Source organism: Sphingobium sp. D43FB, from assembly GCF_002312805.1.
Lineage (GTDB): Bacteria > Pseudomonadota > Alphaproteobacteria > Sphingomonadales > Sphingomonadaceae > Sphingobium.
Genome location: NZ_NMUA01000003.1, coordinates 206,112 through 225,481, shown reverse-complemented (window position 1 = coordinate 225,481; position 19,370 = coordinate 206,112). Strand labels below are relative to the sequence as shown.

Sequence of the window (19,370 nt, the reverse complement as noted above, 5' to 3'; positions counted from 1 at the left end):
GGTCGGCAGGTGAGCGACCAGGACAGCATCTTTTCCCGGCTGACGCCGCGCCAGCGCACACTCGCCGGGCTGGTGCTGGCGCTCAGCAATTTCATGGTCGTGCTTGACCTCACCATCGCCAATGTCTCGGTGCCGCACATATCGGGCAATCTGGGCATCACGGCCGATCAGGGGACGTGGATCATCACCTCCTATGCGGTGGCCGAAGCCATCTGCGTGCCGCTGACCGGCTGGCTTGCCCAGCGGTTCGGCGTGGTGAAGATGTTCATCTGGGCGATGATCGGCTTTGGCATCTTCTCGGTGCTGTGCGGCCTGTCCATGTCGCTCACCATGCTGGTGGCTTGCCGCATCGGCCAGGGGCTGTGCGGCGGCCCCATCATGCCGATGTCGCAGACCTTGCTGCTGCGCATCTTTCCGCCTGACCAACGCGCGCGGGCGATGGGGCTATGGGCGATGACCACGCTGCTCGGCCCGGCAATGGGGCCGATCATCGGCGGCTATATCAGCGACAATTGGAGCTGGCACTGGATCTTCTTCATCAATGTGCCGATCGCGATCCTGTGCGTGGTGGCGGCGATGGCGCTGCTGCGCCCGGTGGAAACGGAAACCGCGCGCGTGCCGATCGATCGCATGGGCCTGTTCCTGCTGGTCTTCTGGATCGGTTGCCTGCAAATCATGCTGGATATCGGCCGCGACCATGACTGGTTCGGCGATCCGCTGATCGTCATCCTGGCGATCCTGGCGGTGATCGGCTTTGCCGCCTTCATCATCTGGGAATTGACCGAAGAGCATCCGATCGTCGATCTGCGGATATTCCGCCACATCGGCTTCACGTCGGGCGTCTTTTCGCTGGCGCTGGGCTTTGGCGCCTATTTCGCGGGTATCGTCGTCATCCCGCAATGGCTGCAAACGTCGATGGGCTATACCGCCACCGACGCCGGCATATTGACCGCCATGACGGCGGTGGCGGCCCTGATGGCCGCGCCGATCGCCGCGCGCATGACGGGGCGGGTCGATCCGCGCATCATGATTTCGGGCGCGCTATTTTGGCTGGGGCTGATGACCTTGTGGCGGGCGCATTGGACCAGCTCGATCGATTTCTGGTCGATGGCCGCGCCGCAGTTCATTCAGGGCTTCGCCATGCCCTTCTTCATGATACCGTTGACGACCCTGACGCTAGGGTCAGTGCGGCCCGACGAGACGGCATCGGCGGCAGGCCTGCAGAATTTCCTGCGGACGATGGCACTGGCGATCGCGACTTCGCTGGTGCTGACCGGCTGGGGCAACGGCCAGCGCGTGTCGCGCAGCGAGATGGCGGGCACGTTGCAACCGGCCGATACGCAGGCGCAACTCAGCGCGATGGGCATGTCCTTCGAGCAAGCGCGCCAAGTCATCTCCAATCTGGTCGATCAGGAGGCGTTGGCGATCGCGGTGGATCATGTCTTCTTCCTGTCGGCGCTTGTGCTGTTCCTCGCGACGGCGATCGTCTGGCTCGCACCCAAGCCGACCGGGCCGGTGGATACGTCCGCCGCGCACTAAAGCGGCAGGGCGATCCGCCGGGTGATGCCGATCGCGTCCAGGAAAGCCGCATCATGGCTGACCACCAGCAGCGCGCCGTCATAGGCGTTCAACCCCTGTTCGATCGCCGCGATCGAATCGAGGTCGAGATGATTGGTCGGCTCGTCCAGCAACAACAGGGGCGGCGGCGCGGCCCCGCCCAGCACGCACGCCAGCCCCGCACGCAATCGTTGTCCGCCGCTCAGCGTGCCCACCTGTTGCAGCGCCAGGTCGGCGCGAAACCGGAAGCGGGCCAGCGCGGCATGGACTGCGTTGCGGGTCGTGCCGGGGTGCAGCCGCGCAAAATTGTCCGCGATACTGCGTGCCGGATCGAGCAGCGCAACGTCCTGATCGAGCAGCGCGCAATCGACAGGGCGGTGAACCCGGCCTGCCATCGGCAACAGATCACCCGCAATCAGGCGCAGCAGCGTCGACTTGCCCGACCCGTTCGCTCCGGTGATCGCCACCCGCTCCGGCCCGCTGATCGTCAGGCTGATGTCGCGCAGGACCGGGCAGTCCGGCGCATGACCCGCCGTCACCGCGTCGAGCGTCAGGATGATGCGGCCCGGCGCGACGTTGGCGGAGGGCAGGGCGATGCGGATCGGCTCCAATATCTCGATCCGCGCGCGCGCTGCGTCGATCGCCTGCCGCGCTTCGCCTTGTTGCTGCCCGGCGCGGCGCACGGCATCGCCGCCCGATTGTTCGGCCTGCTGCTTGCGCTGGCCCAGCAGGATGCGGGGCATCCCGCCCTTGGCCGCGTCGCGCTTGCCTGCGCCATCGCGGCGCTGCTTGCGCTCGGTCAGTTGCTGGGTCTTGCGCGACAGGGCCGCCGCCTGTTTTTCGGCATGGTCGAGATCATGGTGCGCGGCGGCCAGTTCAAGCGCCTTGCGTGCCGTGTAGGCGGACCAATTGCCGCCATAGCGGGCGATGCCCAGCGTGGTGAGTTCGGCAATGGCGTCCATCGTCTCCAACAGCGCGCGATCATGGCTGACGACGATTGCGCCACCACGCCAGCGGGCGAGCAGCGCGATGACGGCCTCCCGCCCCTCGGCATCCAGATGGTTGGTCGGTTCGTCCAGCAGCAGGAAATCGGGCTGGGTAAAGAGCGCGGCGGCGAGCGCGGCGCGGGTACGCTGGCCCCCTGATAGGCTGACGAGCGGCGTTGTGGGATCAGCGCTCAGCGCCACGTCCGCCAGCGCATCGGCAATGCGCGCAGGCAATGTCCAGTCGCAGGCATCCAGTTCATCGAGCGTCGCGCTGCCTACCTCCGCCCGGTCGATCACCGCCAAAGCCTCGCGCGCGTCGAACAGGTCGGCAATGCTCGCGCCCGGCGCTGGTTCAAGATTTTGGCGCAGCATGGCGATGCGTCCGTCGATCGTGACATGCCCGTGCGTCGGGGTGCGCTCCCCGGCGATCAGCGCGAGCAGACTGGACTTGCCGAAGCCATTGCGACCGATCAGGGCGATACGTTCGGATGCAAAGCGGAAATCAAGCCCGGCCAGAACGGCAGTACCGTCGGGCGCGGACCATCCAAGGGTCGAAAGGGTAATGGCAGGCATGGACACAGGCTTTCCTGAAGGCAGAGCGGGTGGGCTAAGCAGTCAGGGCGATGTCCATGGCGGGTTTCTTTTCGTGGGTCGGCAGCGCGATCATAGATCGAGTTGGCCACCCTCGCAACAGCCGTGCGCCGACGTCAGTCGTCTTCCGCCCAATGCGCCAGATCCTCTGGCCGGTTGATGTTGGGCAGCACCAGTTCCGGCCTCGCCACCACGCGCGCGCCGATGCGGTCGAGCCAGCCACGGATCGAGCGGTTATTCGTCTCCGCCAGATGCGCGTCGAGCGTAGGCGCAAGGATGACGGGCCACCAGCCGAGCAGTTGCTGGCCCTTGAGGATCGCCGCGCCCTCGCCGATCAGTGCGGCGGGCAACTCTGCCGGATAAAGCGGCATGTCGCAGCCGGTGGTCAGGACGCCATCAAAACCATGGGCAAGCGCATGATGGAGCGCCGCGTTAAGCCCGCCCAACGGCCCCATGTCCGGCGCGGGCCGATCAGGCAGGCCGCCCGCGCGTCCGCAGATCACCACCTGCGCCACATGCGGGGCAAGGCCTGCGATGGCATGGTCGATCAGGGTGCGGCCATCGGCCATCAGGGCCATCGCCTTGTCGCTGCCGAAGCGGCTGGAACGGCCCCCCGCCAGCACCGCGCCCAATATCCGTCCTGCCGCCATAGCGCTTCCTTGATAGCTTCGCTCTATAAAGCCTATAGCAAAGCGATGCAGACCCGGCTTGTCGAATATTTTCTGGCGCTGGAGCGCGAAGGCCATTTCGCGCGGGCGGCGGCGCTATGCCATGTGTCGCAACCCACGCTGTCGGCGGGAATCGCGACGCTGGAGGCGCAACTGGGCAAGCGCCTCATCCGCCGCGATCGCAAATATGGCGGTTTGACGCCGGAAGGCGAAGCGATCCTGCCCTGGGCGCGGCAATTGGTGGCGGCGGCCGAGGCGCTGGGGCAGGCGGCGGAAACCGCGCGCGGGCCGTTGCGGGGCGAGTTGCGGCTAGGCGCGATCCCCGCCGCCATGCCCGCCATCGGTTGCCTCGCGACGGCGATGCTGGAACGCTATCCGGGGCTGAACATCTCGGTGCGGGCACTGACATCGCGCCAGATCGAGCGCGAACTGGCGGCGTTCGAGCTGGACGCGGGCCTCACCTATCTCGATTTCGAGCCGCCCGCCCATGCGCTGTCGGTGCCGCTCTATGCCGAGCGCGCAATGCTGGTAAGCGCGGTGGGCGGCGTACCGATCCCCGCCGTCATCGACTGGGCGGATCTCGCCGGCCTGCCGCTCTGCCTGCTGCATCAGGGGATGCAGAACCGGCGGATATTGGACGCGCGGCTCGCCGAGCGCGGGCTGGCGCTGCGACCGCTGGTCACGGCAGACAGCTATGTCGCGCTGCTGGGGCTGGTGCAGCAGGGGCGACTCTGTTCGATCATTCCCGACAGCCATGCCGCGCTGCTGGACGGGCTCCGCTGGGCGCGCACCGCGCCCCTGCCCGACATGGGGGAGGGCAGCCGGGTCGGCGTAATCGTATCCGACAGCGCGCCGATGGGACCATTGGCGCAGGCGGTGCTGGCGTTGGCGCGGGAACTGCGCCTGCCGCCGGGCTTTACGACGATTTAGGGCAGAACAATCCTCCCCTGCAAGGGGAGGTGGCGCGCGCGAAGCGCGTGACGGAGGGGTGTCGTCCTCTCGATAAGGTGACACCCCTCCGTCTGGCCTGCGGCCAGCCACCTCCCCCGCCGGTGGAAGATGATGTGGGCGCGTCCGATGCTTGATAGAGTATCCCTATCAAGCATCGCTGGCTTCGATTTGACCGACGCGCCCCGCCGCCCCACTATGGCGCAAAATTGCGGCCATAAGGCAGGGTATCGGGATGGACGAGTTTATCGAAGGCTGGACGGCGCAGCATGGCGCGACGCGCGACCAGCTATTGCCGTTGCTCCATGCCGTGCAGGAAGAGGCCGGGCATATTGCTGATGCGGTCGTGCCGGTCATCGCTAAAGCGCTGAACCTGTCGCGCGCCGATGTGCATGGCGTCGTCACCTTCTATCATGATTTCCGCCGGACGCCGCAGGGCCGCCATGTCGTCAAACTGTGCCGCGCCGAAAGCTGCCAGGCGCGCGGCGGCGCGGCGATCGAGGCGGCGGCGGCGCAGCGGCTGGGCGTGGCGATGGGGCAGACGCGCGGCGATGGCGCGGTCAGTCTGGAGCCGGTCTATTGCCTGGGTCTCTGCGCGATCGGGCCGAATGCTTTGGTTGATGGCCGCCCGGTGGCGCGGATCGACGGCGCAGCGCTGGAGCGGATCGCGGCGGAGGTGGCGGCATGAAAATCTATATAAGCCGCGACATGGCCTCGGTCGCGCTGGGCGCTGATGATGTCGCCCACGCCTTTGCGGAGGCCGGGTGCGACGTGATCCGCACCGGATCGCGCGGGCTGTTCAGCATCGAACCGCTGGTCGAGGTCGAGACGGCGGACGGCCGGATCGGCTATGGCCCGGTCGGGCCGGGCGATGTGGCGGCGGTGCTGGACGGCACCCACCCCAACCTGCTGGGACGCATCGACGCGCTGCCCTTCTTTGCCGGGCAGCAGCGCTTCACCTTTGCCCGCTGTGGCGTAATCGATCCGGTTTGCCTGGACGATTATGCCGCGCACGGTGGATGGAAAGGCCTGGACGCGGCGCGCGCGCTTGCTCCCCAGGCGGTGGTCGATGCGGTCAAGGCGTCGGGCCTGCGCGGGCGCGGTGGGGCGGGCTTTCCGACCGGCATCAAATGGCAGACGGTGCTGGATGCGCTCGGCGACGCGAAATATATCGTCTGCAACGCCGATGAAGGCGACAGCGGCACCTTCGCCGACCGAATGCTGATGGAGGGCGACCCCTATTGCCTGATCGAGGGTATGGCGATCGCCGCCCATGCCGTCGGCGCGCACCATGGCTATATCTATATCCGCTCCGAATATCCGTTCGCCATCTACACGATGCGGCTGGCGATCGAACGCGCGGCGCAGCGGATCGCCCCGGTCACGCTGGAAGTGCGCGAAGGGGCCGGGGCCTATGTCTGCGGCGAGGAAACGGCTTTGCTCGATTCGATCGAGGGCAAGCGCGGCCAAGTGCGCGCCAAGCCGCCCTTGCCCGCGCTGAAAGGGCTGTTTGGCCAGCCGACCGTCATCAACAATGTGCTGTCGCTGGCCGCCGTGCCGTTTATCCTCTCGGAGGGGGCGGAGGCTTATGCGGCGGTTGGCTTTGGCAAGTCGCGCGGCACCATGCCGGTGCAGCTGGCGGGCAATGTCCGCCATGGCGGACTTTACGAAATCGGCTTCGGCATCACGCTGGGCGAATTGGTGAACGATATCGGCGGTGGCACCGCCAGCGGACGCCCGGTCCGCGCGGTGCAGGTGGGCGGGCCGCTCGGCGCTTATTTCCCACCGTCCATGTTTCATCTGCCGTTCGATTATGAGGCCTTTGCGGCAGCCGGGGGCCTTATCGGCCATGCCGGGATCACGGTGTTCGACGATAGTGTAGACATGGCGCACATGGCGCGCTTCGCGATGGAATTTTGCGCGGTGGAAAGCTGCGGCAAATGCACGCCCTGCCGCATCGGATCGACGCGGGGGGTGGAGATTGTCGATCGGATCATGGCGGCACGACCATCCTCTCAATCCGTTCGGGCTGAGCCTGTCGAAGCCCTATCCTTTTCTTCAAGAAAGGAAGGCCCTTCGACAGGCTCAGGGCGAACGGGGGAGGGGTATATCGATAAAGCCCTTTATTCCCGTTCCCCATCCCGCATCGACACCTCCCTCGACGCGCAATCCGACCTGTTGCGCGACCTGTGCGATACGATGAAATATGGCTCGCTCTGTGCGCTGGGGGGCTTCACCCCCTATCCGGTGCTGAGCGCGCTCGACTATTTTCCAGAGGATTTCGGGCTGACCCCGTCCGTTCAGGAGGCTGCGGAATGACCTACACCCGCGAAACCGATCATGGCACCCCGGCGGCAATCGCCACGGGCAAAAGCGTGTCACTGACCATCGACGGGCAGGCTGTGACCCTGCCCGAAGGCACCAGCATCATGCGCGCCGCATCGCTGCTGGGCGGCTCCATCCCCAAGCTGTGCGCGACCGATAATGTCGAGAGTTTCGGCTCCTGCCGCCTCTGCCTGGTCGAAGTAGAGGGCCGCAACGGCTATCCCGCCTCCTGCACCACGCCGGTCGCCGAAGGCATGGTGGTGCGCACGCAAACCGAGCGGCTGAAAAAGCTGCGGCGCGGGGTGATGGAACTCTATATCTCCGACCATCCGCTCGATTGCCTGACCTGCGGCGCGAATGGCGATTGTGAATTGCAGGATCAGGCAGGCGCCGTCGGCCTGCGCGAGGTGCGCTATGGCTATGACGGCGCGACCAACATGGGACAGGCGAAGGACCAGTCGAACCCCTATTTCGACTTCGATCCCAGCAAATGCATCGTCTGTTCGCGCTGCGTCCGCGCCTGCGACGAAGTGCAGGGGACGTTCGCGCTGACCATCGAGGGGATGGGGTTCGACTCGAAGGTCGCCGCGTCGCAGGGCGAAGATTTTCTCGGCTCCGAATGCGTCTCCTGTGGCGCCTGCGTTCAGGCCTGCCCGACCGCCTCGCTGATCGAAAAGAAGGTCGTCGAAGTAGGCACGCCCGATCGCGCCATCGTCACCACCTGCGCCTATTGCGGCGTCGGCTGCACCTTCCGCGCGGAAATGCGGGGCGAGGAACTGGTGCGGATGGTGCCGTGGAAGGACGGCAAGGCCAATCGCGGCCATAGCTGCGTCAAGGGGCGCTTCGCCTGGGGCTATGCCCAGCATCAGGACCGCATCCTCAATCCCATGATCCGCGCCTCGGTCAGCGAGCCCTGGCGCGAAGTATCGTGGGACGAGGCCATCGCCCATACCGCAAGCGAATTTCGCCGCATCCAGGCGAAGTACGGCACCCGCTCCATCGGCGGCATCACGTCGAGCCGTTGCACCAATGAAGAAACCTTCCTGGTTCAAAAGCTGATCCGGCAGGGGTTCGGCAATAATAATGTCGATACCTGCGCCCGCGTCTGTCACTCGCCGACCGGCTATGGCTTGAGCAAGACCTTCGGCACCTCGGCGGGCACGCAGGATTTCGACAGCGTGATGCAGGCCGATGTGATCCTGGTGATCGGCGCCAATCCCACGGACGGGCATCCGGTGTTCGCCAGCCGCATGAAAAGGCGCCTCCGCCAAGGCGCGAAGCTGATCGTCATGGACCCGCGCCGCACCGATCTGGTGAAATCGCCCCATGTCGAGGCGGATCACCACCTGCCGCTGCGCCCCGGCACCAATGTCGCGATGCTGACCGCGATGGCGCATGTGATCGTCACCGAGAAACTGTACGACGAAGCGTTCATCCGTGAACGCTGCGACTGGGATGAATTTGCCGACTGGGCCGAGTTCGTCTCGCAACCCGCCCGCTCCCCCGAAGCCATCGAGCCGCTGACCGGCGTAAACGCGGACGAGGTGCGCGCGGCCGCGCGGCTCTACGCCACCGGCGGCAACGGTGCCATTTACTATGGTCTTGGCGTCACCGAACATAGTCAGGGCAGCTCCACCGTCATGGCGATCGCCAATCTCGCCATGGCGACCGGCAATGTCGGGCGCGAGGGCGTGGGCGTGAATCCGCTACGCGGCCAGAATAATGTCCAGGGGGCGTGTGACATGGGCAGCTTCCCGCATGAATTTTCCGGCTATCGTCATGTCTCCGACACCGCGACGCGCAGCCTGTTCGAACGGGCCTGGGGCGTGTCGCTCGACGCCGAGCCCGGCCTGCGCATCCCCAACATGCTCGACGCCGCGACCGACGGGACATTCAAGGGCCTGTTCGTGCAGGGCGAGGACATCCTTCAGTCCGACCCCAACACCCATCATGTCGCGGCGGGCCTCGCGGCGATGGAATGCGTGGTGGTGCAGGATCTGTTCCTCAACGAAACCGCCAATTATGCGCATATCTTCCTGCCCGGATCGACCTTCCTGGAAAAGGACGGCACCTTCACCAATGCCGAACGGCGCATCCAGCGGGTGCGCAAGGTGATGGCTCCGCTCAACGGCCATGCCGATTGGGAGATCGTGCAACTGGTCGCCAACGCCATGGGCTTGGGCTGGACCTACAGCCATCCGTCGGAAATCATGGACGAGATTGCAGCGCTCACCCCGACCTTTGCCGGCGTCCATTATGACCGGCTGGAGGCGGAAGGGTCGCTGCAATGGCCCGCCAATGACGCCGCGCCCGACGGCACGCCGACCATGCATGCCGATGGCTTCGTGCGCGGCAAGGGCAAGTTCGTCGTCACCGATTATGTGCCGACCGACGAGAAGACCGGCCCGCGCTTCCCGCTGCTGCTGACCACCGGGCGCATATTGTCCCACTATAATGTCGGGGCGCAGACGCGGCGCACGGCCAACACCGCTTGGCACCCGGAGGACCGGCTGGAAATCCATCCGTCCGACGCGGACAATCGCGGCCTCAAGGATGGCGATTGGGTCATATTGCGCAGCCGCGCGGGCGAAACGACATTGCGCGCGCAGGTGACCGAGCGGGTCGCGCCGGGCGTCGTCTATACGACCTTCCACCATCCAGAGACGCAGGCGAACGTCATCACCACCGACTATAGCGACTGGGCCACCAACTGCCCGGAATATAAGGTGACGGCGGTGCAGGTGATGCCATCCAATGGCCCCAGCGACTGGCAGCAGGATTATGCCAGCCAGGCGCAGAGGAGCCGTCGCATCGCGCCGCTCGAAGCGGCGGAATAGGACCAGGCCGATGAGCGACGAACCCCAGATCATGTCCACCGCCGACCGGCTGGTCTATATGGCGCATCAAATCGCCCGCAATCTGGCGACGATGGGCGAGGCCAAGGCGACCGAAACCCTGGCCGAGCATCTGGCGAGCTTCTGGGATCCCCGGATGAAAGAGCGGATCATCGCCATGGCGCAGGAAGAGCCCGACCGCTTTTCGCCCATCGTTGCGGCGGCCGTCGCCCGGCTTGCAGGCGGCAGGCCGGTGCCGCAGGATCAGGCGACGCCGTTCAACGCGGTGGATGAGGCGGGGCATTGCGACGCAGGCTGACCATCGCTACCCCGCGATGATGGACAGCCACGCGGACAATAGTACGATGCGGTTCGACCGGCTGACGCCCGATGGCGCGACGCAGCCGATCGATCGCGCGCTGGCACAGGAAGTCCCGGTTGCGATCGAGTTTAGTGGTATCGGCTATGCGGTGCTGATGGCGACACCCGCGGACATTGATGATCTGGTGCTGGGCTTTGCGCTGGCCGAGCGGCTGATCGAGCCGGGCGACGGGGCGTTCGCTGTTGATGTCCATGCAACGGCGCAAGGACTGGTGGCGCGCGCCACCCTGCCACCCGAACGCGTCGAGCGGCTGCTGAACCGGGTGCGCCATCGCGCGTCGGATTCCTCCTGCGGCCTGTGTGGCATCGAAAATCTGGAACAGGCGATCCGGCCGCTGCCGCGCGTGACGGCGCAGGGCAGGGCAGACCGGGCGGCAATCTTCCGCGCGCTGGCGGCGCTGGGCGATCATCAGCCGTTAAATGCCGCGACCGGCGCGGTCCATGCCGCCGCCTGGGTGGGCGCGAACGGCGCGATCCGGCTGGTGCGCGAGGATGTCGGGCGCCACAACGCGTTCGACAAGCTGATCGGCGCGATGGCGCGCAGGGGGGCGGACTGGGGCGGCGGCTTCGCGCTGCTCTCGTCACGCTGTTCCTATGAACTGGTGGAAAAGGCGGTGCTGGCCAACTGCCCCCTGCTCGTCACCATCTCCGCCCCAACCCAGTTGGCGGCAGACCGCGCGGCGGCGGCGGGCCTGCCACTGGTCGTCCTGGCGCGCGCTGATGCGGTGTTGGTGCGTAACTCCAAAAATCCTCCCCTGTAAGGGGAGGTGGCTGGCCGTAGGCCAGACGGAGGGGTGTCGCCCCATCGATAGGGCGACACCCCTCCACCGCCTTCGGCGGTCCCCCTCCCCTTACAGGGGAGGATTACCGATCACCGAAACACCCACTGCCGATTGAGGACAAACACCAGCGCCGGCGTCACGAACAGCATCGCCGGGATCGGCGACCAGGCGGGCCAGCCCATATGGGTGACGCACAGCCACACCCACAGCGCATTGAGCGCATAGCTGACCAAGGACACGGCAACGAACTTCGCCCCGCGCGTCGCATGGCCGTCATTCGCCCCGTGACCGCGAAAGGTGAAGGTGCTGTGCGCGATATAGCCGATGACCACCGCTGCACCATAGCCGATCAGATTGGCGATCTGGACATGCAGCCCGGCATAGGTCGCCAGCGACCAGTAGATCGCCGCCTGGCAGGCGGTGACGAACAGGCCGGTGACGCCATAGCGCAGGATCTGCCAGAACAGCGCCCGGTGCTGCGGCGACACGCGTTGCGCGAATTTCATGGCTGGCCCCCGTTGCGCTTTGATGCGCAGCCTCTAATCCACGGGCATGACCTTGCATAGCGGCGAAACCCTGCGCGCCCGCGCCTGCCACATCGCGGCCTTCCTGTCCGCCTATGGCGCACGCCATTGGAAATGGCTGACCTTCCTGATCTGGATCGCCATTGCGGTGACGATGGTGGCGACGCGCTGGTCCGCCATCCACTGGCTGGTGCTGGGCGATACCGACGACAATATCCGCTATGTCCAGGTCAAGGACTGGCTGGCGGGGCAGGGCTGGTACGACCTGCGCCAATATCGGCTCGATCCGCCGGGCGGGGCGAATATCCACTGGTCGCGGCTGGTGGATATCCCGCTCGCCGGACTGATGCTGTTCTTCCGTGCCTTCGTCGATCAGGGCATGGCCGATCGGCTGGCCTGCGGGGTCGCGCCCTTGCTGCCGCTCTTGCTGCTGATGCTCAGCCTCGGCTTCATCGGGCGGCGGCTGGCGGGGCCGAATGGCTGGTTGCTGGCCGTACTGGCGCCGCTGGCGGCGCAAATGGGCTTTGGCATGTATGCGCCGATGCGGATCGACCATCATGGCTGGCAATTGGCACTGGCGCTGACGATGCTGGCCGGGGTGATCGACACCAACCGGCTGCGCGGTGGCATCATGGCCGGGGTCAGCAGCGCGCTGTCGATCACGATCGGCATGGAGATGATCGTCTATCTGGCGGCGGGCGGCGGGCTGATTGCGCTGCGCTGGGTGTTTCGCGACGGCGCGGAGCGGCGGATGCTGCCCTATGCGCTCAGCCTCGGTGGCGCGACCTCGCTCTGCTATCTGGTCTTCGCCAGCACCGCCAACCGAGAACAGGTATGCGACGCGCTCTCGCCGATCTGGGTCGCGGTGTTCGGCGCGGCGTCGGCGGGCATGGTGCTGCTGGCGCTCGCCCCCTTGCGCGGCTGGATCGCGCGGCTGAGCGCGGGCGTCATCGTGGGCGGGGCGGTGGCGCTCTTCTTCTGGCTCAACTGGCCCCAATGCCTCAGCCCCTATCAGATTTCGCCCGAACTGGAACGGCTGTGGCTCGCCAACATCCGCGAGGCCAAGCCGATCACCGCGCAGGCCCAATCGATGGTGGTGCCGCTGCTGGCGGTTCCGCTCGCCGGGCTGGTCGGGCTGCTCTGGGCCTTGTGGGATGCGCGGCGCGACGCTGAGCGGCTCTGGGCCTGGGCGACCGTGGGGCTGATGATGATCTTCGCCATCGCGTTGCTCTTCTGGCAGTTGCGCGCAGGACCAGCAGCGCAATTGCTGGCGATCCCGCCCGCCGCATGGGCTGCGCATCGTCTGGTCGCAGCCATCCTGACCGGATCGCGCCGGGCGAAGATTGCAGGCGGGGCAGGGGCGGCATTGCTCGTAGCGATCGCCTGCGCCTATCCGCTCTATCCGCAGGCGTTGAAACTCTATCAACAGGCGACCGGTAAGACGCCGCGTCCCTGGCGCCCGTCCGCCGTGGCGCGCAACGATGCGATCAAGAAAGCGAACGGGCGCTGCCGGACCCAGCCCGCGCTCGCGGTGCTCGATCAACTCCCGCCCGCGACCATCTTCACCATGGTCGATCTGGGGCCGCGTCTGATCGCAACGACGCATCATAGCGCGCTCGCCGGACCCTATCACCGCAACGGCGCGACGATCCTCGACATTCACCACGCGTTCGACGGCCCGGCGCGCGACTTCCGCGCCATCGCGGCGAAGCATCATGCGACCTATCTGCTGGTCTGTCCCTGGTTCCCCGAAGGCACCATCTATCAGTCGCGCAATCCTGCGGGCTTCTATGCCGACCTGATGCGGGACAAATTACCCAACTGGCTGGTGCCGGTGCCGCTGAACACGGGCATGACCTTGCCCTATCAGCTCTACCGCATCGATTATTCAGCGCCGAGCGGCGAAAAAGTCCCGCAACAGCGCTGAGGCTTCCGCTTCGGCCAAGCCGCCATAGACGTCCGGGCGGTGCAGGCATTGCGGCTGAGCGAACAGGCGCGGTCCCTGCTCGATCGCGCCGCCCTTGGGATCGCCCACCCCATAATAGAGCCGGGCGATTCGCGCGTGGGAGATGGCCCCCGCACACATCGGGCAGGGCTCCAGCGTCACCCACAGGTCGCAGCCGGTCAGGCGAAAGTCATTGAGATGCGCCGCCGCCGCCCGCATCGCCACGATTTCGGCATGGGCGGTCGGGTCGCAATCGCGCCGATTGCGATTCTCGCCCTCGCCGATGATCACGCCGTCCCTCGTCACGACCGCACCGATCGGCACTTCGCCCGCCGCCTCGGCCAAACGGGCAAGATCAAGCGCGCGGCGCATGGGGGCGGGCAAGGGAAAGGGCGGAGCCATGGCTCCGCCCGTTACAGGATCAGGCAGGGGAGGGGAAGAATCAGGGCTTCTTGACGTCCACCGTCGGAACTTCGACGGTTTCGGTGCGGCTGCCGACATCGACCTTGGCGACATTGGCCTCATATTTGGGCAGCGTGCCTTCCTTGACCGCGATCTGCGGCAGCTGGCCGTCGCGGGTCTTTTGCAGGTCGATAAAGCCCGTGGCGATGCCTCCGGCCAGGACCAGCAGGATAATGACGAGTAGACCACCAATGAATCGCATTTCGACCTCCCTTAGGATAACAACGGATCAACGCAGGCCTCACCCAAAGGGTTGCATCGAACGCGCGCGGGTTGACGGGAGCTGTGAATCCCATTATCGGCGCGACTTTCCGAACGAACCCGAATTACAAGGTTGATTGACTATGTCGCGCATTTGCGAGCTGACCGGCAAGGGTCGCCAGGTGGGTCACAATGTTTCCCACGCCAATAACAAGACCAAGCGGGTGTTCCTGCCCAATCTGCAGAATGTTTCGCTGATCTCCGAAACACTGGAATCGAGCTTCAAGCTGCGCGTGTCGACTCATGGTCTGCGTTCGGTCGAACATAATGGCGGTCTCGACAACTGGCTGGTCAAGACCAGCGACGACAAGCTGTCGCTCAAGGCCCGTCGCCTCAAGCGCGATATCGTCAAGAAGCAGGCCGCCTCCGCCGCCTGATTTCATCGATTCGTTTCGGCATAAGAAGCGGCCCCGCAACGGGCCGCTTTTTTGCGTTCGAATTTGGCGCAGCATAGCCCGCGAACTGCGCATTGATCCGTTCGTTTCGAGCGAAGTCGAGAAACGGGGCGCACAGGTTTCTCGACTTCGCTCGAAACGAACGGAGGTTGGGGCAAGTGAGAGGCTAATCCAGCCCGAACTTCAGCAACAATGTCCGCTGGAAAAATTCGTGATTATCGTCGGAGATGACCCATAGCATCGTCCGCTCGCCCTCCCGGCTGATCGCGATCCCCTCGAAATTATCGGCCAGCAGTGGCGGCGCGAGGCGCGCCAAGGTCCGCGCCTTGAGCGTCGCGCCCGGTTCCAGCGTCACCGGCAGGTCGACGATGGCGATGGTCGCGGTGAAGAGGTTCTGCAGCGTCAGGCGACGATTGACGACCAGCAGGTGCCGATCGTCCAGCGCCACCGCATCGGTCGGCCGATAGCCCTGCGGCGGCGTGTAGCGCAGGGGAATGGGCGCAGGCGTAGCACTCTCGGCCGGGTCGCCCGCGAACAGCAGCGCCTGATGCGCTCCGTCCGGCGTCATCCCCATCTCCGCAATCGCGATGAACCGGCCATCGGGCAACCGGGCGAGCGATTCGATGGACCCTGTCTTGGGCCATCCCAGAATGGCGGGCCACACGCGGCACGCCTCCACCCGCGCGAAACCGGGCGCATAGCGGCAGATCGATTGTTGCAGCTCGAACCCCACCCAATGGCGATCGGTCGCCGGATCATAGGTCAGCGCTTCGGAATCCCACGCCCACCAGGGCCGGTCCCGGTCCTTGGGTCGCACCGGCAAGGGCGCGATGAACGGCCGTCGCGACGCCTCGCCCGACCCCACATGAAAACCCATCAGGATGCCGGAATCGCTCAGCGCCAATATGTCGCCCCCGCCGGTCGCCCGCAGCGCCGAAATACCGCCAAAGCCCGGATTGGCGCTGCGTAATTCCCAACCGCCGAGATATTCCAGCGCCCCCACGCGCCGCAGCGCAGGATCGATGCTGCTCAGCGGTAGCGCGCGCGCCGATACCAGCAACGCGCCTGCCTGCACCGCTTCCGGCTTGCTGGGATGCGGGGCTGGCAACAGCAGGATGGCCAGCGCCAGCACGATCAGGATTCGCGTCATCCCGCCCGCCATAGCGGCTCTGTCGACGAAGCGCAGCACGGCAATGGTGCGCCGTGGCCATGTGAACAATGGCTGTCATCGCCATTCAGGGATGGCTCAACCCGAATCGGCCATAAAGACGTCACTCGATGGGCAATCCCGTAATCGGACATCGCCCCTCTGATGCTGACACAGGAAGGAGAAGCGCGATGAAGATGAAGTTTCTTTTGAATTTGGGCGCAGCCCTGGCAATGGGCGCAGCCTCCATGGTGGCGACCGCCACACCCGCAATGGCGCAAAATGGCTATTATCGCGGTTACGACCGTGGCTATGAGCGCGGCGATTATTATCGCGGCGACAATCGCGGCTATCGGGGTGACCGTGGCTATCGCGGCAACCGTAACCAATATTATCGCGGCGACCGCTATTATCGCAATAATGGCTATCGGGGCGGCTATCGCTGCCGCGACAATGGCACGGGCGGCACCATCATCGGCGCGATCGCCGGTGGCCTGCTCGGCAATGAAGTCGGCAAGGGTTCGGGCCGCTATGGCCGTCGCGGTGACGGCACGACCGGCGCGATCATTGGCGCAGGCGTCGGTGCCCTCGCCGGCCGGGCGATCGACCGCAACTGCTGAATTCTGAGCCAAGTGAAAAGGCCGTCCCGTCCGGGTCGGCCTTTTTGCGTCAAGGTTTGGGATCAGGCTGCGGCGCAACCCGGCCCCGATCGGCCCCTGCGGCCGCGCTGGCTGCGGGATTAAGGCCAGCATCGCCGCTCTGCGCCACGCCTCTCTGCGCATCGAGCATCGCGGCCGCATCGTTCAGCGCGCTCGCTTCACTGGCGCTCACGCCGCCGACACCATCGGACGGCTCTGAACCACAGGCACCAAGCGATAGCAGCGCTGTTGCGATGAATAAGGCGCGGATCATCTCTCTATCCCCAATCGAAAAGCGACCCTGTAATTCGCACATTAAAATCCTCCCCTGCAAGGGGAGGGGGACCGCGCCGAAGGCGTGGTGGAGGGGTGTCACCGCCTCGATAGCACGAAACCCCTCCATCTGACCTTTGGCCAGCTACCTCCCCTAACAGGGCAGGAATGAGTAGCGGTGCAAACACCAAAATCGCCATAGAAAAGGGGCCGCGCCGTTGCCGGTGCGACCCCCCATCACATTCGTCCAACAAACCCTTGCGGGTTTTACATCGCGTTGGCGACGTTGTTGGTGGCGTTCGACGCAGCGTTGGCGGCGTTGTCGGCAGCGTTCATCGCCGCGTTCATGGCGTTGTCGGCAGCGTTCGACGCGTTCTCGGCCGAGTTGGCGGCGTTGTTCGCGGTGTTTTCGGTTTCGGCGCCCGAGCAGGCAGCCAGGCCGAGCGAAGCGGCAAGAACGAGCGAAAGAGCGATAGACTTGGTCATGGGCAAAAACCCCTCTCTGAGAAAAAAACGGTGCAGACCACTCTCGGAGAAAAGCTCACCCCCCATTGCGCCTGCGGGGCGATTCGTAATGCCTTGGACGGGGCAAGGCAATCCCATTCATGCAACAGCAAGGCGATAGGCCCATGCTTTTGCCGGTCAAAAGCCGGAAAATGAGAGTTGTTGACGCATATAAAGATTTCTTTATATGATGCTGGCATGGCAGCTTCGCTCGACATTTTCCGCGCCCTTGGCGATCCGACCCGCTTGCGGATCATTCATTTGCTGCGCGCAATGGAGCTGGCGGTCGGCGAAATCGCGCAGGTCGTGGGGCAAAGCCAGCCGCGCGTATCGCGCCATGTCCGCATCCTGGCCGAGGCTTGTCTTGTCGAGCGGCGAAAGGAGGGCAATTGGGTGTTCCTGCGCCTCGGCAAAGGCGAAGGCCTCGCCCCCTTCATCGCGCTGTTCGATCATCTGACGCCATCCGACGCCGAAAAATTATGGCAACAGGCTGATTTGGCGCGCCTTGCTGCCGTGCGCGCCGATCGCGCCCGCGCCGCCGAAAGCTATTTCGCCGACCATGCCGAGGAATGGGATGCGATCCGCTCGCTCCACGTTGCCGAGGCGCAGGTGGAAAACGCGATGACCGCGCTGCTCGCCAGCGCCCCGATCGGCCATCTGCTCGACATCGGCACCGGCACCGGCCGGATGGTCGAACTGTTCGGTCCCGCCGCCCGCGCCGTGACCGCGATCGACCGCAGCCCGGACATGCTGCGGCTGGCGCGCGCCAAGCTGCCCGAAGATGCCGGCGACAAATATGCGCTGCTGCTGGGCGATTTCCTCGACCTGCCGCTCGAACCGGGCAGCGTCGATACGGTCGTGCTGCATCAGGTGCTGCATTATGCGCAGGCGCCCGAACAGGTGATCGCCGAAGCCGCGCGCGTGACGGCGATTGATGGCCGCGTCCTGATCGCCGACTTTGCCCCGCATGAGCGTGAGGAATTGCGCCTGCGCGACCAGCATGCCCGCCTCGGCTTTTCCGACGATCAGATCGACGGCTGGTTCGCGGCCGCAGGGCTGGTGCTGGAGCGGGTGGAGACTTTGCCTGGCCAGGAACTGACGGTGCAACTCTGGCTGGGGCGGCGCAAGGGCGCGCGCATCCTGCCCATCGAAGGACGGATTTCCGCATGACCCTGAACGATCCTGCCGCCCCGCTCTACGCCGACCTTGCGGGCGACTGCCAGGTCAGCTTCGAATTCTTCCCGCCCAAGTCGGAAAAGATGGAAGCGCAACTCTGGTCCGCGATCGAGACATTGACACCGCTCGCCCCCAAATTCGTGTCCGTAACCTATGGCGCGGGCGGGTCGACCCGCGAACGCACCCACAACACGGTCGCACGGATCGCGCAGGAAACGCCGCTGGCCGCCGCCGCGCACCTGACCTGCGTCGGCGCAAGCAAGGACGAGATTGGCGAGATCGCCGATGCCTATTGGGACGCGGGCGTGCGCCACATCGTCGCGCTGCGCGGCGACCCGCCCGAAGTCGGTGGCACGTTCGAACCGCACCCTCTGGGTTATAAGGGCGCAGCCGAACTGGTCGAAGGCCTGATCAAGCGCCACCCGTTCGAAATCTCCGTGTCCGCCTATCCCGAAGTCCACCCCGAAGCCGCCAGCGCGCAAAGCGACCTGGATAATCTCAAGCGCAAGCTGGATGCCGGGGCGATCCGCGCGATCACCCAATTCTTCTTCACGCCCGAAGCCTATTTCCGCTTCCTCGACAAGGTGCTGGCGGCGGGCATCACCGCCGACATCGTGCCCGGCATCATGCCGGTCAGCAATTTCGCCGCGACCCAGCGGATGGCCGCCATGTGCAATACGCAAGTGCCCAGCTGGATGGCGCGCCTGTTCGAAGGGCTGGACGATCACCCCGCTTCGCGCCAACTCGTGTCGGCGACAATCGCGGCGGAACTGTGCCAGAAACTCTATGCAGGCGGCGTGCGCGACTTTCACTTCTACACGCTCAACCGCTCTGAATTGAGCTTCGCCATCTGCCATTTGCTGGGGCTGCGGGCGAAGGCGACAGCGGACGTTGCGGCATGACGATGATGTCCCTCCCCGTTCGGGCTGAGCTTGTCGAAGCCCAATCCTTCTTGAAGTTAAGTGGGGCCCTT

20 protein-coding genes are annotated in these 19,370 nt (G+C 65.3%); 12 read left to right on the top strand and 8 right to left on the bottom strand.

Annotation, left to right across the window (positions count from 1 at the left end):
• Positions 1-9: 9 nt before the first annotated feature.
• Entirely contained in the window at positions 10-1,539 is a 1,530-nt protein-coding gene (locus tag SxD43FB_RS04640; RefSeq protein WP_096061176.1) for a DHA2 family efflux MFS transporter permease subunit, read from the top strand.
• Here SxD43FB_RS04640 and SxD43FB_RS04635 read toward each other — a convergent pair.
• Positions 1,536-3,116, bottom strand: a complete 1,581-nt coding sequence (locus SxD43FB_RS04635; protein ID WP_096061175.1) for an ABC-F family ATP-binding cassette domain-containing protein — start codon at positions 3,114-3,116, stop codon at positions 1,536-1,538. The two genes, SxD43FB_RS04640 and SxD43FB_RS04635, sit on opposite strands and share 4 nt — an antisense overlap.
• Before the next feature lie 134 nt (positions 3,117-3,250).
• Positions 3,251-3,784, bottom strand: coding sequence for a molybdenum cofactor guanylyltransferase (locus SxD43FB_RS04630; RefSeq protein WP_096061174.1), 534 nt, complete (start codon positions 3,782-3,784; stop codon positions 3,251-3,253).
• A 45-nt stretch (positions 3,785-3,829) separates the two neighbouring features.
• Here SxD43FB_RS04630 and SxD43FB_RS04625 point away from each other — a divergent pair, with 45 nt between their 5' ends.
• From SxD43FB_RS04625 to fdhD, 6 genes are all read left to right on the top strand, one after another.
• Complete coding sequence (locus SxD43FB_RS04625) at positions 3,830-4,732, top strand: LysR family transcriptional regulator (RefSeq protein WP_096061218.1); 903 nt, start codon at positions 3,830-3,832, stop codon at positions 4,730-4,732.
• Positions 4,733-4,985: 253 nt separating this feature from the next.
• Positions 4,986-5,438 carry a formate dehydrogenase subunit gamma gene (locus SxD43FB_RS04620; protein ID WP_096061173.1) on the top strand — a complete coding sequence of 151 codons (453 nt, stop codon included), beginning with the start codon at positions 4,986-4,988 and terminating at the stop codon, positions 5,436-5,438.
• On the top strand, positions 5,435-7,069 hold the full coding sequence (locus SxD43FB_RS04615; RefSeq protein ID WP_096061172.1) for a formate dehydrogenase beta subunit: 1,635 nt from the start codon (positions 5,435-5,437) through the stop codon (positions 7,067-7,069). The genes SxD43FB_RS04620 and SxD43FB_RS04615 overlap by 4 nt, the downstream gene beginning before the upstream one ends.
• The gene (gene fdhF / locus SxD43FB_RS04610) at positions 7,066-9,912 is read left to right on the top strand and encodes a formate dehydrogenase subunit alpha (RefSeq protein WP_096061171.1); all 2,847 of its coding nucleotides are present in this window, start codon (positions 7,066-7,068) and stop codon (positions 9,910-9,912) included. The genes SxD43FB_RS04615 and fdhF overlap by 4 nt, the downstream gene beginning before the upstream one ends.
• Before the next feature lie 10 nt (positions 9,913-9,922).
• A complete protein-coding gene (locus tag SxD43FB_RS04605) occupies positions 9,923-10,228 on the top strand; it encodes a formate dehydrogenase subunit delta (protein WP_096061170.1) in 306 nt (101 codons plus the stop codon).
• Between the two features lie 19 nt (positions 10,229-10,247).
• Positions 10,248-11,051, top strand: coding sequence for a formate dehydrogenase accessory sulfurtransferase FdhD (gene fdhD, locus SxD43FB_RS04600; RefSeq protein ID WP_096061169.1), 804 nt, complete (start codon positions 10,248-10,250; stop codon positions 11,049-11,051).
• A gap of 110 nt (positions 11,052-11,161) precedes the next feature.
• Here the strand turns inward: fdhD and SxD43FB_RS04595 are convergent, their stop codons facing one another.
• A complete protein-coding gene (locus SxD43FB_RS04595) occupies positions 11,162-11,578 on the bottom strand; it encodes a GtrA family protein (RefSeq protein ID WP_096061168.1) in 417 nt (138 codons plus the stop codon).
• Positions 11,579-11,624: 46 nt separating this feature from the next.
• Between SxD43FB_RS04595 and SxD43FB_RS04590 the strand changes: the two genes are divergently transcribed.
• Positions 11,625-13,523 carry a hypothetical protein gene (locus SxD43FB_RS04590; RefSeq protein ID WP_096061167.1) on the top strand — a complete coding sequence of 633 codons (1,899 nt, stop codon included), beginning with the start codon at positions 11,625-11,627 and terminating at the stop codon, positions 13,521-13,523.
• Here the strand turns inward: SxD43FB_RS04590 and SxD43FB_RS04585 are convergent.
• Both SxD43FB_RS04585 and SxD43FB_RS04580 read right to left on the bottom strand, forming a co-directional pair.
• Entirely contained in the window at positions 13,485-13,943 is a 459-nt protein-coding gene (locus SxD43FB_RS04585; RefSeq protein WP_096061166.1) for a nucleoside deaminase, read from the bottom strand. The genes SxD43FB_RS04590 and SxD43FB_RS04585 overlap by 39 nt on opposite strands.
• Before the next feature lie 40 nt (positions 13,944-13,983).
• Positions 13,984-14,205: a hypothetical protein gene (locus SxD43FB_RS04580; protein WP_043151936.1), complete on the bottom strand. Its 222-nt coding sequence runs from the start codon at positions 14,203-14,205 to the stop codon at positions 13,984-13,986.
• A gap of 142 nt (positions 14,206-14,347) precedes the next feature.
• Between SxD43FB_RS04580 and rpmB the strand changes: the two genes are divergently transcribed.
• Entirely contained in the window at positions 14,348-14,641 is a 294-nt protein-coding gene (gene rpmB, locus SxD43FB_RS04575) for a 50S ribosomal protein L28 (RefSeq protein WP_096061165.1), read from the top strand.
• Positions 14,642-14,825: 184 nt separating this feature from the next.
• On the opposite strand, the gene SxD43FB_RS04570 is transcribed toward rpmB, so the two are convergent.
• Positions 14,826-15,809 carry an esterase-like activity of phytase family protein gene (locus tag SxD43FB_RS04570; RefSeq protein ID WP_096061217.1) on the bottom strand — a complete coding sequence of 328 codons (984 nt, stop codon included), beginning with the start codon at positions 15,807-15,809 and terminating at the stop codon, positions 14,826-14,828.
• A 188-nt stretch (positions 15,810-15,997) separates the two neighbouring features.
• Between SxD43FB_RS04570 and SxD43FB_RS04565 the strand changes: the two genes are divergently transcribed.
• The gene (locus SxD43FB_RS04565) at positions 15,998-16,426 is read left to right on the top strand and encodes a glycine zipper 2TM domain-containing protein (RefSeq protein WP_096061164.1); all 429 of its coding nucleotides are present in this window, start codon (positions 15,998-16,000) and stop codon (positions 16,424-16,426) included.
• 49 nt (positions 16,427-16,475) lie between these two features.
• Here SxD43FB_RS04565 and SxD43FB_RS04560 read toward each other — a convergent pair whose 3' ends face one another.
• Together SxD43FB_RS04560 and SxD43FB_RS04555 are read right to left on the bottom strand one after the other, a co-directional pair.
• Positions 16,476-16,718, bottom strand: coding sequence for a hypothetical protein (locus SxD43FB_RS04560; protein WP_096061163.1), 243 nt, complete (start codon positions 16,716-16,718; stop codon positions 16,476-16,478).
• Between the two features lie 266 nt (positions 16,719-16,984).
• Entirely contained in the window at positions 16,985-17,203 is a 219-nt protein-coding gene (locus SxD43FB_RS04555) for a hypothetical protein (RefSeq protein ID WP_037475755.1), read from the bottom strand.
• 216 nt (positions 17,204-17,419) lie between these two features.
• Between SxD43FB_RS04555 and SxD43FB_RS04550 the strand changes: the two genes are divergently transcribed.
• Together SxD43FB_RS04550 and metF are read left to right on the top strand one after the other, a co-directional pair.
• Entirely contained in the window at positions 17,420-18,391 is a 972-nt protein-coding gene (locus tag SxD43FB_RS04550; RefSeq protein WP_096061162.1) for a metalloregulator ArsR/SmtB family transcription factor, read from the top strand.
• The gene (gene metF / locus SxD43FB_RS04545; protein ID WP_096061161.1) at positions 18,388-19,299 is read left to right on the top strand and encodes a methylenetetrahydrofolate reductase; all 912 of its coding nucleotides are present in this window, start codon (positions 18,388-18,390) and stop codon (positions 19,297-19,299) included. The genes SxD43FB_RS04550 and metF overlap by 4 nt, the downstream gene beginning before the upstream one ends.
• The last annotated feature ends 71 nt before the right edge of the window (positions 19,300-19,370 follow it).